At 72.0% G+C, this 13,560-nt stretch carries 12 protein-coding genes and 1 pseudogene; 4 read left to right on the top strand and 9 right to left on the bottom strand.

Annotated elements, in window-relative coordinates; genetic code table 11:
• The first annotated feature begins 29 nt into the window (after positions 1 to 29).
• The 3 genes from QHG49_RS07005 (at position 30) to QHG49_RS06995 (ending at position 2,964) form a co-directional block, all read left to right on the top strand.
• Positions 30 to 899 carry a methylenetetrahydrofolate reductase gene (locus QHG49_RS07005; RefSeq protein WP_186337691.1) on the top strand — a complete coding sequence of 290 codons (870 nt, stop codon included), beginning with the start codon at positions 30 to 32 and terminating at the stop codon, positions 897 to 899.
• Positions 900 to 975: 76 nt separating this feature from the next.
• The gene (locus QHG49_RS07000) at positions 976 to 2,463 is read left to right on the top strand and encodes an AlkA N-terminal domain-containing protein (protein WP_301487873.1); all 1,488 of its coding nucleotides are present in this window, start codon (positions 976 to 978) and stop codon (positions 2,461 to 2,463) included.
• Between the two features lie 12 nt (positions 2,464 to 2,475).
• Positions 2,476 to 2,964, top strand: a complete 489-nt coding sequence (locus tag QHG49_RS06995) for a methylated-DNA--[protein]-cysteine S-methyltransferase (protein WP_159706299.1) — start codon at positions 2,476 to 2,478, stop codon at positions 2,962 to 2,964.
• 1 nt (position 2,965) lies between these two features.
• Here QHG49_RS06995 and QHG49_RS06990 read toward each other — a convergent pair whose 3' ends face one another.
• The 3 genes and pseudogenes from QHG49_RS06990 to QHG49_RS06980 all read right to left on the bottom strand — a co-directional run bounded on the left by QHG49_RS06990 (position 2,966) and on the right by QHG49_RS06980 (position 5,344).
• Entirely contained in the window at positions 2,966 to 3,748 is a 783-nt protein-coding gene (locus QHG49_RS06990; RefSeq protein ID WP_301487869.1) for a Sir2 family NAD-dependent protein deacetylase, read from the bottom strand.
• 71 nt (positions 3,749 to 3,819) lie between these two features.
• Positions 3,820 to 4,314, bottom strand: coding sequence for an NUDIX hydrolase (locus QHG49_RS06985; protein ID WP_301487867.1), 495 nt, complete (start codon positions 4,312 to 4,314; stop codon positions 3,820 to 3,822).
• A pseudogene (locus QHG49_RS06980) lies at positions 4,311 to 5,344 on the bottom strand (ADP-ribosylglycohydrolase family protein). The gene QHG49_RS06985 and the pseudogene QHG49_RS06980 overlap by 4 nt, the downstream one beginning before the upstream one ends.
• 240 nt (positions 5,345 to 5,584) lie before the next feature.
• Between QHG49_RS06980 and QHG49_RS06975 the strand changes: the two are divergent.
• Positions 5,585 to 6,721, top strand: a complete 1,137-nt coding sequence (locus QHG49_RS06975) for a glycerate kinase (protein WP_301487865.1) — start codon at positions 5,585 to 5,587, stop codon at positions 6,719 to 6,721.
• Between the two features lie 385 nt (positions 6,722 to 7,106).
• Here the strand turns inward: QHG49_RS06975 and pssA are convergent, their stop codons facing one another.
• The 6 genes from pssA to QHG49_RS06945 form a co-directional block, all read right to left on the bottom strand.
• The gene (gene pssA, locus QHG49_RS06970; protein ID WP_145486461.1) at positions 7,107 to 7,925 is read right to left on the bottom strand and encodes a CDP-diacylglycerol--serine O-phosphatidyltransferase; all 819 of its coding nucleotides are present in this window, start codon (positions 7,923 to 7,925) and stop codon (positions 7,107 to 7,109) included.
• 22 nt (positions 7,926 to 7,947) lie between these two features.
• The gene (locus QHG49_RS06965) at positions 7,948 to 8,604 is read right to left on the bottom strand and encodes a phosphatidylserine decarboxylase (protein ID WP_145486329.1); all 657 of its coding nucleotides are present in this window, start codon (positions 8,602 to 8,604) and stop codon (positions 7,948 to 7,950) included.
• A gap of 181 nt (positions 8,605 to 8,785) precedes the next feature.
• Complete coding sequence (locus QHG49_RS06960; RefSeq protein WP_145486328.1) at positions 8,786 to 9,991, bottom strand: acyl-CoA dehydrogenase family protein; 1,206 nt, start codon at positions 9,989 to 9,991, stop codon at positions 8,786 to 8,788.
• 3 nt (positions 9,992 to 9,994) lie between these two features.
• Positions 9,995 to 10,561: a MaoC family dehydratase gene (locus QHG49_RS06955; RefSeq protein WP_159706307.1), complete on the bottom strand. Its 567-nt coding sequence runs from the start codon at positions 10,559 to 10,561 to the stop codon at positions 9,995 to 9,997.
• Positions 10,562 to 10,566: 5 nt separating this feature from the next.
• Positions 10,567 to 11,532, bottom strand: a complete 966-nt coding sequence (locus QHG49_RS06950; protein WP_145486326.1) for a CoA ester lyase — start codon at positions 11,530 to 11,532, stop codon at positions 10,567 to 10,569.
• Complete coding sequence (locus tag QHG49_RS06945; RefSeq protein ID WP_159706309.1) at positions 11,529 to 13,556, bottom strand: protein meaA; 2,028 nt, start codon at positions 13,554 to 13,556, stop codon at positions 11,529 to 11,531. Before QHG49_RS06945 ends, QHG49_RS06950 begins: the two co-directional genes overlap by 4 nt.
• Between the last annotated feature and the right edge of the window lie 4 nt (positions 13,557 to 13,560).

Here is a 13,560-nt window from a genome sequence, read left to right as displayed (position 1 = left end):
CGAGCCGTGCCCGAGCCGCAAGGAGTCCGATGAACCCCGCCGTCACCGTCCCCGCCGCGGTGGGCACCGGCCTGCTGGACGACTTCTCGCTGGAGATGACCGGCAAGGACGTGCCCGCGCTGGAGGAGGCGCGGGGCAGCATCCCGCGGGGCACCCGGATCAACGTCACCTTCCTCGCCGGTGAGGACCACGCCACCCGGCTCGCCGCCGCCCGCGCGGTCCGCCGGCTCGGCTTCGTCCCCGTGCCCCACATATCCGCCCGCCGGCTGCCCTCGCGCGCGGCCCTGGAGGAGTTCCTCGCGGGCCTCGCCGAGGACGGCACCGCGGCCGACGTGTTCGTCGTCGGCGGCGACCCGGCCCGCCCCGAGGGGCCGTACGAGGACGCCCTCGCCGTCATCCGCACCGGACTGCTGGAGCGCTACGGGGTGCGCCACATCGGCATCAGCGGCTATCCCGAGGGCCACCCCGCGATATCCGGCCCCGCGCTGTGGTCGGCGCTCACCGACAAGGCGGCGGCCATCGGCGCCGGACCCTTCACCGGCGATGTGATCACCCAGTTCGGCTTCGACGCCGACCCGGTCCTCGACTGGCTGGCGGCCGTCCGCGCCCGGGGCGTCGACCTGCCCGTCCGCATCGGCGTCCCCGGCCCCGCCGGCATCCGCCGCCTCGTCGGCTACGCCACCCGCTTCGGCGTCACCACCAGCGCCTCCGTGGCCCGCAAGTACGGCTTCTCGCTGACCAATCTGCTGGGCACGGCGGGCCCCGACCGCTTCCTGCACGCGCTCGGCGAACGGTACGACCCCGCGCGCCACGGCGTGGTCAAGGTGCACTTCTACACGTTCGGCGGCCTGCGCGCCACGGCGCAGTGGGTCGGCGCGTTCCGTGAGCGGGCCCGCTGACGGCCACCGGCGGCGGCCCGGCCTACGTGTCGGAATTCCGCCAGCGCGCCGCTTCCGCCCTGGTCATCCTGGAGACATGCAGACAGCGACGCACCTCGACCGGGAGCATTGCGTACGCGCCGTGCAGTCCAAGGACGCCCGGTTCGACGGATGGTTCTACACGGCCGTGCTGACCACCGGCATCTACTGCCGGCCCAGCTGCCCCGTCGTCCCGCCCAAGCCCCGGAACATGACGTTCTACCCGAGCGCGGCCGCCTGCCAGCAGGCCGGGTTCCGCGCCTGCAAGAGATGCCGCCCGGACACCAGCCCCGGCTCACCGGAATGGAACCAGCGCGCCGACCTGGTGGCCCGCGCCATGCGCCTGATCACCGACGGCGTCGTGGACCGCGAGGGCGTGCCCGGCCTCGCCGCCCGGCTCGGCTACAGCACCCGCCAGGTGGAGCGCCAGCTGCTCGCCGAGCTGGGCGCGGGACCCCTCGCGCTGGCCCGCGCCCAGCGCGCCCAGACCGCCCGGCTGCTCATCGAGACCACCGCGCTGCCGATGGCGGAGATCGCCTTCGCGGCCGGGTTCTCCTCCATCCGCGCCTTCAACGACACCGTCCGCGAGGTCTTCGCCCTCTCCCCGAGCGAGCTGCGCCGCCGCGTCCCGGCCGGCCGCGCGCCGGGCGACAGCACGCCGGGCACGCTGTCCCTGCGGCTGCCGTTCCGCGCCCCGCTCAACCCGGGCAACCTCTTCGGCCACCTCGCCGCCACCGCCGTACCCGGCGTCGAGGAATGGCGGAACGGCGCCTACCGCCGCACCCTCCGGCTGCCGTACGGCCACGGCATCGTCGCCCTCGGCCCGCGCCCCGACCACGTCGCCTGCCGCCTCACCCTCAGCGATCTGCGCGACCTGGCCGTGGCGATCAGCCGCTGCCGCCGGATGCTCGACCTGGACGCCGACCCGGTCGCCGTCGACGACCGGCTGCGCACCGACCCGCTGCTCGCCCCGCTGGTCGAGAAGGCGCCCGGCCGCCGGGTGCCGCGCACGGTGGACGAGGCCGAGTTCGCCGTACGGGCCGTACTCGGACAGCAGGTGTCCACGGCCGCCGCCCGCACCCACGCGGCCCGCCTCGTCACCGCGCACGGCAAGCCCCTGGACGACCCGGAGGGCGGCCTCACCCATCTCTTCCCGTCGCCCGGGGCGCTGGCCGCCCTCGACCCCGAGACCCTGGCGATGCCTCGCACCCGGCGCACCACCTTCACCACTCTGGTGGGTCAACTCGCCGACGGTACCCTCCACTTGGGGGTGGAATCCGACTGGGCCGAGGCCCGCGCCCGGCTGCTCGCGCTGCCCGGCTTCGGACCCTGGACGGTCGACGTCATCGCCATGCGCGCCCTGGGCGATCCGGACGCCTTCCTGCCCACCGACCTCGGCATCCGCCGCGCGGCCGGTGAGCTGGGGCTGCCGTCCACCCCCGCCGCGCTCACCGCGCGCGCCGAGGCATGGCGTCCGTGGCGGGCGTACGCGGTGCAGTATCTGTGGGCGACCGACAGCCACCCGGTCAACTTCCTTCCCGTATAAGAAAGTTCCTCCATGATCCGCCACACCGAGACCGACAGTCCGTACGGCCGGCTCACCATGGTCGCCGCCGACGGCGCCCTGTGCGGCCTCTACATGACCAGCCAGCGGCACCGCCCGCCCGAGGAGAGCTTCGGCCTCCGCGACGACTCGCTGCCCTGCTTCACCGCCGCGCGGGAGCAGCTGGAGGCCTACTACACGGGCGAGTTGCGCGAGTTCACCCTCGAACTCAACCTGCGCGGAACCCCGTTCCAGCGACGCGTCTGGGACCAGCTCACCCGCATCCCCTACGGCGAGACCCGCACCTACGGCCAGCTCGCCGACACTCTCGGCAACCCCGGCGCCTCCCGCGCCGTCGGCCTCGCCAACGGCCGCAACCCCATCAGCATCATCGTGCCCTGCCACCGCGTCGTCGGCAGCGACGGCAGCCTCACCGGCTACGGCGGCGGCCTCGACCGCAAACGCCGCCTCCTGGACTTCGAACGCGGCACGGCCCTGTTCTGAGTCAGCCCGCCGGGTCCCCGGCTGCCGCGTCCCCGGCTGCCGCGTCCCCGGCCGCCGCGTCCTCGGCGAGGGCGGCCAGCAGCCGGGGCAGCGCGGTCCCGATGGGTTCGCGGATCACCTCGTCCGCCCGGTCGTCGTACGGCGTGGGTTCCGCGTTGACGACGATCAGGCGGGCGCCGTGGTCGGCGGCGACGCCCGCGAGGCCGGCGGCGGGCTGGACCTGGAGGCTGCTGCCGACGGCGATGAACACCTGGCACGCCTTGGTGACGGCCACGGCCTGGCCGAGGACCAGGGGGTCGAGGTGTTCGCCGAACATCACGGTGGCGGACTTCAGGATGCCGCCGCACTCCCGGCACCGGGGGTCGTCCTCACCGGCGTCCAGGCGCTCCAGGGCCTCCTCCATCGGGCCGCGCGTATGGCACAGGGTGCAGATGAACTCCCGGGCGGTGCCGTGCAGTTCGAGAACCTTGCGGGCGGACGTACCGGCGAGCTGGTGCAGGCCGTCCACGTTCTGTGTGATCACCCGGACCGGTACCCCGGACCGCTCCAGCTCGGCGATCGCCCGGTGGGCGGCGTTGGGCCGGGCCCCCAGCGCGTGGGTACCGCGCCGCATCTGCCAGGACCGGCGCCGGATCTCCGCATCACCCATGTAGTACTCGTAGGTCACCAGCTTCTCGGCCTCGGGGTCGCGCCGCCACAGCCCGTCCGGGCCCCGGTAGTCGGGGATCCCGGAATCGGTGGAGATACCTGCGCCACTGAGAATGGCCACGAGAGGCTTGCCCATGGGGCGAGGGTAGGGCGCGGGGGCGGGCGGGGCGAATGGATATCGACGCGGCCGACGCGGCGCCTCGCGCGTCAGTCCACCCGGTGGCCGTTCTCCAGCTCGGCCGGGCCGGAGCCGTCGGCGAGGGCGTCGAGGGCGGCGAGGACGCGGCGGCCGAGGGCGCCGGGCAGGTGCGCGGCGAGTTCCGAGCGCGGGACCAGCCGCCAGGACAGCAGCTCCTCCTCCTGGAGCCGGATCGCGCCCAGTTCGTCGTCGGTGAGCACCCCGCCGTCGTACACGTACGCCACCAACGGCGGCCGTCCCGTCCCCGGCACCCAGTCCACGGCGAGCAGCCGCCCAGGCGCCCGGTCGAGCCCGATCTCCTCCAGCGTCTCCCGCCGGGCCCCCTGCCGGGGCGTCTCCCCGTTGTCCGACTCCACCGTGCCGCCCGGAAGCCCCCATCCCTCACGGTAGTTGGGCTCGACCAGCAGCACCCGGCCTGCCCCGTCCCGGAAGAGCGCGGCGGCCCCGGCGAGCACCCGGGGCAGTGAGGCGATGTACGCGGCGTAGTCAGCGGTGGAGGTCATGGGGGCAGGGTATCCAGCCGGGGCCGGGGGCAGGGCTGCGAACCGCCTCGTGCCAGGCGCACCCTGCGTTCGGCCAGCGCGCTGATCCGCACCCCGTCGAACCCGAACACCGCGCTGCGGACCGTGTCTTCGAGGGGCTCCGTCCAGTGGCCGGGCAGCGTGGCGGCGTCGGTGCGGACCCCGGCCGCCGAGCCCGCCGTCGCCCCGTTGGAGCCGGTGTCCAGACCGCCGCGCACGGTCAGGGCGGGGGTGCGGGTGAAGTCGTCGTCGCCGTACAGCAGCCCCGCGGTGAGGACGGCCGCGTTCGGCACCACATGGATCCAGCCCCGGGACTCTCCCCGGTCGCGGTGTCCACGGTGTCCGCCCAGTCCAGCCCGGCCTCGTGCGGCGACATGACGCGGCGCACGCCCCGGGCGAGGCGGCCACTCGCCGGGATCACGCCGAGCGCGCTCCCCAGCGCGGCCCGCACGCTCGGCGCGGTGAAGGCGGCCGCGATCAGCGCGGCCGCGAACATGGCGCCGTACACACCGTTGCCCGTGTGCGACAGCACGGCGTCCCGCCGGGCCGGACCGGCCGCGCGCCCGGGATCGCCGGGGCAGGCCCAGCCGAAGACGTCCGCGCGGATGAGGGCGCCGATCCACTCCTGGTAGGGGTTGTCGTACGTCGCCGTCAGCGGGGGCCGCAGCCCGTTCGCCGGATTGCGGTACGCGGCCCGTTCCGCGGTGAAGGTCTGGAGGTACGGCAGCCGCAGCAGCCACAGCCCGCCGACGTCCTCGGTGCTGAAGCCGAGGCCGCGGCTCTCCAGCAGATGCAGTCCGAGGAGCGTGTAGTCCACGTCGTCGTCGCGGCAGCTGCCGTGGATCCGGCCGCGGACGCGGGAGCGCCGCTCGGGGCGCGGTAGGGCGGTGTCGGCCGGGTCGGCGGGTTCCGGCAGGTAGTCGGTGAGCGGCAGCGCGCCGCAGCCGCCTGGGCACCGGTCGATGCGCGGACGGGTCCACACCTCGCCCCGCTCGACCGGCTTGCCGAGCATGTTGCCCGTGATCCGGCCGAGCCGGCCGCCGTGGATCCGGTCGGCGAGATCGGTGGGCGGGGGCCGCTCGCTGCTCATGGCAGGGGGCTGCCCGTTTTCCCCGGACCCGCCCCCGGGCCAGCTCAGCCCGTGGTCGGGGCATGACGGCGAGGGGGCGCCGAGGTTAGGGTCGCAGCGGCGCGACCGGTCCCGACGAGTGCGGGGCCCGGAGAGCAAGGGGATGGCAAGGTGGCGGAAGCTGTGGGCGAGAGCCGTCGGGTACTCATCGCCGCGGACAAGTTCAAGGGCTCGCTGACGGCCGTGCAGGTCGCCGAGCGGGTGACGGCCGGGCTGCGCCGGGTGGTGCCGGACCTGGTGGTCGAGGCGCTGCCCGTCGCGGACGGCGGCGACGGGACCGTGGCGGCGGCGGTCGCGGCCGGGTTCGAGCGCCGTGAGGTGCGGGTGGCCGGGCCGCTGGGGGAGACGGTGACGGCGGCGTTCGCGCTGCGCGACGGCACCGCGGTGGTGGAGATGGCCGAGGCGAGCGGACTGCACCGGCTGCCGGCCGGTGTCTTCGCCCCGCTGACGGCCTCCACGTACGGCTCCGGTGAGCTGCTGCGGGCCGCGCTGGACGCGGGCGCCCGGACGATCGTGTTCGGTGTCGGCGGCAGTGCCACGACGGACGGCGGCGCGGGCATGCTGGCGGCGCTCGGGGCGCGGTTCCTGGGGGCGGACGGGGAGCCGGTGCCGCCGGGGGGCGGCGGTCTGGCCGACGTGGCCCGCGCCGACCTCTCCGGTCTCGACCCCCGGCTGTCCTCCGTCTCCCTGGTGCTCGCCAGCGACGTCGACAACCCGCTGACCGGACCGAAGGGCGCGCCCGCGGTGTACGGCCCGCAGAAGGGGGCCTCGCCGGACGACATACGGGCCCTGGACGCGGCGCTCGGACGCTACGTGAGGGTGCTGGAGGCCGCGGTCGGGGCGAAGGCGGTGGAGTACGCGGCGGCGCCGGGCGCGGGGGCGGCGGGCGGCATCGGTTACGGCGCGCTGCTGCTCGGGGCGCGGTTCCGGCCCGGGATCGAGATCATGCTCGACGTCCTCGGCTTCGCGCCCGCGCTGGACCGGGCGTCCCTGGTGATCACCGGCGAGGGCTCCCTGGACGAGCAGACGCTGCACGGCAAGGCCCCGGCGGGGGTCGCGGCGGCGGCGCGGGCGGCGGGCAGGGAGGTGGTGGCGGTGTGCGGGCGGCTGGCGCTGGAGGAGCGTGCGCTGCGGGCGGCCGGGATCAGCCGGGCCTACCCCCTGACGTCCGTCGAGCCCGACGTCTCCCGCTGCATCGCGTCCGCCGGGCCGATCCTGGAACGCGTCGCGTCCCACCTCGCCGAGGACCTGCTGACCTGACCCCCTGGGGGCTCCGCCCCCAGACCCCCTTTTCCCACCCGCCCACCCGAAACTCTCGGCTGGAAGGTGAGCGCAGAGGGCTCGGCCGACCGGAGGGAACGCCCGGCGCCCGCGCGGGGCGTCGCCGAGAGCGGCAGCCATCTCCCGGCGCCGGCAACCGGGACTCCCCGGCGCCCGCTCCTCGGCCGACCGAGTCGGGTGGTGGGTGGGCATAGGGCCGGGGGTCTGGGGGTCTGGGGGGGGTCTGGGGGTCTGGGGGGGGGGAGCCCCCGGGCGGTGCCGGAGCCCCCGGGCGGAACCCGGTACGTTCACCCCGCCCGGCCGAAAAGAGCAAGGGCCCCGACTCCAGCCAACCCTGGATTCGGGGCCCTCGGTCAAGACGCCGTCACGGCAACTGCGCCGCCCGCGCCTCCCGCCGGTTGTCGCGGAAGTTGTTCACCCGCCGCGCCGTCGCGAACAGCGGGATCACCGCGCCCATGACCAGCTGGAGCGCACACCCCGTCTGAAGGAGCAGCTGACCGCTCGGAGCGTCGAAGGCCCAGGCCGCCAGGAGGCCCATGGACAGGACGATCCAGGACAGCATCGCCCCGGCGAGCCGCCCCCGCGGCTTCGGGTACTCGACCCGGCTCACCATCAGCCACGCCGTACCGACGATCGCCAGCAGCGTCGCCACGAACGGCAGCTCCAGGAGCACGATCGAGACCACGGTGAGCGCGCCGAACGGCGAGGGCATGCCCTGGAACACGCCGTCCTTCATCGTCACGCACGAGAAGCGGGCGAGCCGCAGGACGACGGCCAGGAGCACCACGATTGCCCCGAGCGCCGCCACTCTCTGGTGCGCGTCGTCCGCGACCATGCCGTAGACGAGGACGAAGTACGCCGGCGCGAGGCCGAAGCTGATCAGGTCGGAGAGGTTGTCCAGCTCCGCGCCCATCGGCGAGGACCGCAGCTTGCGCGCCACCAGTCCGTCGAACAGGTCGAACACCGCCGCGCAGAGCATCAGGATGACCGCCGTGGCCGCGCTGTGGCGGGCCATGCCGGACTCCTGGCTGCCGGTGAGGTGCGGGATCAGGATGCCGGTGGTGGTGAAGTACACCGCCATGAAGCCGCACGTGGCGTTACCGAGCGTGAGGGTGTCCGCTATCGACAGGCGGAGCGAGAGCGGCATCTCCTCCTCGTCGTCCATCTCGTCGGCCTCGGGCACCCAGTTCGCCTGGGTCTCCGGATCAATCACGGTCAATGCGAGTCACCCCAGCCACGGTCTTCTGTCCGACCTCGACCGCCACCTCCACGCCCTCGGGCAGGTAGAGATCGACACGCGAGCCGAAGCGGATCAGACCGATACGGTCGCCCTGCTCGACCTTCGTGCCCGACGGGAGGTAGGGCACGATGCGACGGGCCACCGCGCCGGCGATCTGGATCATCTCGATGTCGCCGAGTTCGGTGTCGAAATGCCAGACTACGCGCTCGTTGTTCTCGCTCTCCTTGTTGAAAGCCGGAACAAAGCCGCCGGGAATGTGCTCGACCGACGTCACCGTGCCCGCGAGCGGCGCGCGGTTGACATGAACATTGAGCGGGCTCATGAAGATGGCGACGCGGGTGCGACCGTCCTTCCAGGGCATGATGCTCTGCACCACACCGTCGGCCGGGGAGATGACCCGGCCCGGGGCGATCTCTCGCTCGGGGTCGCGGAAGAACCACAGCATGCCCGCCGCGAGCGCGGTGGCGGGCACGGCGACGGCCTTGGCGGCGCCCGAGCGGCGGGCGCGGGCCAGGCTGAGGGCTGCGGTGGCGACGGTCGGGAGAAGCCACGGCGATGCTCCGCGCGCGAGGCGTACGCCGGCTCGGCTGTCGCGAGGTGCAGAGGTTTGGCTGTGGGGCATGGATGACCTTCGTAGCGGATGAGGCCGCACAAGACGGGGGACGGCGGCTTTTCCGGGGATCGTACCGGTCGCGGGCCACAACTGGGTAAGCCAGGAAGCCGAGTCGGCGGCCGAAGACCGGCTGAACAACCTCTACGGGGTGTGATCTTCCCCTCGAAGAAAACACCCCGTATACGGACAATCAGCCCTGGAATCGATACTCTTCGAGCAACCGGCGGCCGATGATCATTTTCTGGATCTCGGCGGTACCTTCACCGATGAGCAGCATCGGCGCCTCACGATACAGGCGCTCGATCTCGTACTCCTTGGAGAAACCGTACCCGCCGTGGATGCGGAAGGCGTCCTCCACGACCTCCTTGCAGTACTCGGAGGCGAGGTACTTCGCCATGCCGGCCTCCAGGTCGTTGCGCTGCCCGGAGTCCTTCTTGCGCGCCGCGTTGACCATCATCGCGTGGGCGGCCTCGACCTTGGTCGCCATCTCGGCCAGCTTGAACTGGATGGCCTGGTGCTGGGCGATCGCCTTGCCGAAGGTGTGCCGCTGCTGGGCGTACCGCACACCCAGCTCGAAGGCGCGCTGGGCGACACCGCAACCGCGGGCCGCGACATTGACCCGGCCGACCTCCACGCCGTCCATCATTTGGTAAAAACCTCGGCCGGTGACGCCGCCGAGCACCCGATCGGCCGGGACCCGCAGCCCGTCCATGATCAGCTCGGTGGTGTCGACGCCCTTGTAGCCCATCTTCTCGATCTTGCCGGGGACGGTGAGGCCCGGGCGGACCTCGCCGAAGCCCGGCTCCTTCTCGACCAGGAAGGTGGTCATGGACTTGTGCGGGGCCGTGCCCTCCGGGTGGCCCTCGTCGCTGCGCACCAGGACGGCCACCAGCGACGACGTGCCGCCGTTGGTCAGCCACATCTTCTGGCCGGTCAGGACGTACTCCTCGCCGTCCTTGACCGCCTTGGAGCTGATCGCCGACACGTCGGAGCCCAGCGCCGGCTCCGACATCGAGAAGGCGCCCCGGATGTCACCGGCCGCCATCCGCGGCAGGAAGTGGTCCTTCTGCTCCTGCGTGCCGTGCTGCTTGAGCATGTACGCGACGATGAAGTGGGTGTTGATGATGCCGGACACCGACATCCAGCCGCGGGCGATCTCCTCGACGCACAGCGCGTAGGTGAGCAGCGACTCGCCCAGACCCCCGTACTCCTCGGGGATCATCAGACCGAACAGGCCCAGCTCCTTGAGCCCGTCCACGATCTGCTGCGGGTACTCGTCGCGGTGCTCCAGCTCGGTCGCGACCGGGATGATCTCCTTGTCGACGAAGTCCCGGACGGTGGAGACGATCTCCTGCTGGACGTCGGTCAGACCGGCGGTCTGGGCGAGACGGGCCATGGCCTACTTCTCCTGCTGCTTGGGTTCCGAACGGGGGGTGTCGTCCCGCAGGGGCGTCGTTCGAGGGTGGTGGGAGACGGGCGGGCGGCCCGGCTGCTCGCCGCCGCGCTCCTTGATGTACGTCTCGGTCGGGACCATCACCTTGCGGCGGAAGACGCAGACCAGGGTGCCGTCCTGCTTGTAGCCCTTGGTCTCGACGTAGACGATGCCGCGGTCGTTCTTCGACTTCGACGGCCACTTGTCCAGCACGGTCGTCTGGCCGTAGACGGTGTCGCCGTGGAAGGTCGGCGCCACGTGCTTGAGCGACTCGATCTCCAGGTTGGCGATCGCCTTGCCGGAGATGTCCGGCACGGACATGCCGAGCAGCAGCGAGTAGATGTAGTTCCCGACGACGACGTTCTTGCCGAAGTCCGTCGTCTTCTCCGCGTAGTTGGTGTCCATGTGGAGCGGGTGGTGGTTCATGGTGAGGAGACAGAACAGATGGTCGTCGTACTCCGTGACCGTCTTGCCCGGCCAGTGCTTGTACGTCGCCCCGACCTCGAACTCCTCGTAGGTGCGTCCGAACTGCATCGCGCTCAGCCCTCCGGGATCTCGAACTTGGTGGTGCGGCGCATGCCGGCCGCGCGCCCCTTGCCGGAGATGACCAGGGCCATCTTGCGGCTGGCCTCGTCGATCATCTCGTCGCCGAGCATCGCGGAGCCCTTCTTGCCGCCGGCCTCGGACGTGTAGTAGTCGTACGCGTCCAGGATCAGCTCGGCGTGGTCGTAGTCCTCCTGCGAGGGCGAGAAGATCTCGTTGGAGGCCTCGACCTGGCCCGGGTGCAGCACCCACTTGCCGTCGAAGCCGAGCGCGGCGGCGCGCTGGGCGACCGCGCGGTAGCCGTCGACGTTGCGGATCTGGAGGTAGGGGCCGTCGATCGCCTGGAGGTCGTTGGCGCGGGCGGCCATCAGGATCTTCATCAGGATGTAGTGGTAGGCGTCCGCCGGGTAGCCGGGCGGCTGCTCGCCCACGACCAGGGACTTCATGTTGATGGAGGCCATGAAGTCGGCCGGGCCGAAGATGATGGTCTCGATGCGCGGGGACGCCTGCGCGATCGCGTTGACGTTGTTCAGGCCCTGCGCGTTCTCGATCTGCGCCTCGATGCCGATCCGGCCGACCTCGAAGCCCATCGTCTTCTCGATCTGGGTGAGCAGCAGGTCGAGCGCCACGATCTGCTCGGCGTTCTGCACCTTCGGCAGCATGATGCAGTCGAGGTTCGGACCGGCGCCCTCGACGACCGTCACGACATCGCGGTACGTCCACTCGGTCGTCCAGTCGTTGACGCGGACCACCCGTGTCTTGCCCGTCCAGTCACCCTCGTTGAGGAACTTGACGATGGTGTGCCGCGCCTCGGGCTTGGCGAGCGGGGCGCACGCGTCCTCCAGGTCCAGGAAGACCTGGTCCGCCGGCAGGCCCTGCGCCTTCTCCAGGAAGCGCGGGTTCGAGCCGGGTACGGCGAGACACGAACGCCGCGGGCGGAGACGGTTGACGGGGGCGGTCATGCGGGGACCTCCAAGGGGTCGAGCTTGTTCGCGGTCCGGATCTCGTCGACGATGCGGCCGATGATCCCGGTGATGTCGAAGTCCTTCGGGGTGAAGACGGCGGCCACTCCGGCGGCCCTGAGCTGCTCGGCGTCACCGTTCGGGATGATGCCACCTGCGATCACCGGTATATCTGTGGCACCCGCCACACGCAGGCGCTGGAGCACGTCCGGGACCAGCTGGGCGTGCGAGCCGGACAGGATCGACAGGCCGACCGCGTGCACGTCCTCCGCGAGGGCCGCGTCCACGATCTGCTCGGGGGTGAGCCGGATGCCCTGGTAGACCACCTCGAACCCGGCGTCGCGGGCGCGTACGGCGATCTGCTCGGCGCCGTTGGAGTGCCCGTCGAGGCCCGGCTTGCCGACCAGGAAGCGCAGCTTGCCGACACCCAGGTCGCGGGCGGTGGCGTCCACCTTGGCGCGGACCTCGGCGAGCGCCGAGCCGGCCTCGACGGGGACGGCCACCGGTGCGGAGGAGACCCCGGTGGGCGCCCGGTACTCGCCGAACACCTCGCGCAGCGCGCCCGCCCACTCGCCGGTCGTGGCCCCGGCCCGGGCGCACTCCAGGGTGGCCTCCATCAGGTTGCCGGTGCCGCGTGCGGCCTCCTTCAGCCGCTCCAGCGCCTTGCAGGGGCGCGGGTGGTTGAACGGCGGCTGGTAGCGGGTGTCCCGCCACCGCTGGAGGGACTCGACGACCCGGGCCTCCACCGCCGGGTCCACCGTCTGGATCGCGGTGTCCAGGTCGGCGGTGAGCGGGTTGGGCTCGGTGCCCTCGAAGGCGTTGACGCCGATGATCTTCTCGTCGCCGGACTCGATCCGGGCCCGCCGCTCCGCGTGCGAGGCGACCAGCTGCGACTTCAGATAGCCGGACTCGACGGCGGCCATCGCGCCGCCCATCTCCTCGATCCGCTCCATCTCGGCGAGGGAGTCGGTGACCAGCTGCGCCACCTTGGCCTCGATCACCTTCGAGCCGTCGAAGATGTCCTCGTACTCCAGCAGATCGCTCTCGTAGGCGAGCACCTGCTGGATGCGCAGGCTCCACTGCTGGTCCCAGGGGCGGGGCAGGCCGAGCGCCTCGTTCCAGGCCGGGAGCTGGACGGCACGCGCGCGGGCGTCCTTGGACAGCGTGACCGCCAGCATCTCCAGCACGATCCGCTGGACGTTGTTCTCCGGCTGCGCCTCGGTCAGGCCCAGGGAGTTGACCTGGACGCCGTAGCGGAAGCGGCGCTGCTTGGGGTTCTCGATGCCGTACCGCTCGCGGGTGACCTGGTCCCAGATGCGGCCGAACGCCCGCATCTTGCACATCTCCTCGACGAAGCGGACGCCCGCGTTCACGAAGAAGGAGATGCGCGCGACCACGTCGCCCATGCGCTCCTGCGGCACCTGGCCGCTGTCGCGCACGGCGTCCAGCACGGCGATCGCGGTGGACATCGCGTACGCGATCTCCTGCACCGGCGTGGCCCCGGCCTCCTGCAGGTGGTAGCTGCAGATGTTGATCGGGTTCCACTTCGGGATGTGGGAGACCGTGTACGCGATCATGTCCGTCGTCAGGCGGAGCGAGGGTCCCGGCGGGAAGACGTGCGTGCCCCGGGACAGGTACTCCTTGACGATGTCGTTCTGGGTCGTGCCCTGGAGCTTGGTGATGTCCGCGCCCTGCTCCTCGGCGACGACCTGATAGAGCGCCAGCAGCCACATGGCGGTGGCGTTGATCGTCATCGAGGTGTTCATCTGCTCCAGGGGGATGTCCTGGAACAGCCGGCGCATGTCACCGACGTGCGAGACGGGCACGCCCACCCGGCCGACCTCGCCGCGCGCGAGGATGTGGTCGGGGTCGTAGCCGGTCTGCGTCGGCAGGTCGAACGCCACCGACAGACCCGTCTGGCCCTTGGCGAGGTTGCGCCGGTACAGCTCGTTGGACGCCTCGGCCGTCGAGTGGCCGGCGTACGTCCGCATCAGCCACGGACGATCTTTCTGACGCTCTGTCATCTAC

The organism is Streptomyces sp. WP-1, assembly GCF_030450125.1.
GTDB lineage: Bacteria > Actinomycetota > Actinomycetes > Streptomycetales > Streptomycetaceae > Streptomyces > Streptomyces incarnatus.
Note: the sequence above shows the minus strand (reverse complement) of the source record. Positions and strands in the feature narration are given on the sequence as shown.

What these genes read in the sequence shown, in the direction of transcription:
- QHG49_RS07000 (WP_301487873.1), top strand. Translation starts at nt 976, where the DNA reads ATGCAGACAGCGACGCACCTCGACCGGGAGCATTGCGTACGCGCCGTG.
- QHG49_RS06955 (WP_159706307.1), bottom strand. Translation starts at nt 10,561, where the DNA reads ATGCAGTTCGGACGCACCTACGAGGAGTTCGAGGTCGGGGCGACGTAC.
- QHG49_RS06945 (WP_159706309.1), bottom strand. Translation starts at nt 13,556, where the DNA reads ATGACAGAGCGTCAGAAAGATCGTCCGTGGCTGATGCGGACGTACGCC.
- QHG49_RS06965 (WP_145486329.1), bottom strand. Translation starts at nt 8,604, where the DNA reads ATGCCCCACAGCCAAACCTCTGCACCTCGCGACAGCCGAGCCGGCGTA.
- QHG49_RS06990 (WP_301487869.1), bottom strand. Translation starts at nt 3,748, where the DNA reads ATGGGCAAGCCTCTCGTGGCCATTCTCAGTGGCGCAGGTATCTCCACC.
- QHG49_RS06985 (WP_301487867.1), bottom strand. Translation starts at nt 4,314, where the DNA reads ATGACCTCCACCGCTGACTACGCCGCGTACATCGCCTCACTGCCCCGG.
- QHG49_RS06960 (WP_145486328.1), bottom strand. Translation starts at nt 9,991, where the DNA reads ATGGCCCGTCTCGCCCAGACCGCCGGTCTGACCGACGTCCAGCAGGAG.
- QHG49_RS06995 (WP_159706299.1), top strand. Translation starts at nt 2,476, where the DNA reads ATGATCCGCCACACCGAGACCGACAGTCCGTACGGCCGGCTCACCATG.
- QHG49_RS07005 (WP_186337691.1), top strand. Translation starts at nt 30, where the DNA reads ATGAACCCCGCCGTCACCGTCCCCGCCGCGGTGGGCACCGGCCTGCTG.
- QHG49_RS06950 (WP_145486326.1), bottom strand. Translation starts at nt 11,532, where the DNA reads ATGACCGCCCCCGTCAACCGTCTCCGCCCGCGGCGTTCGTGTCTCGCC.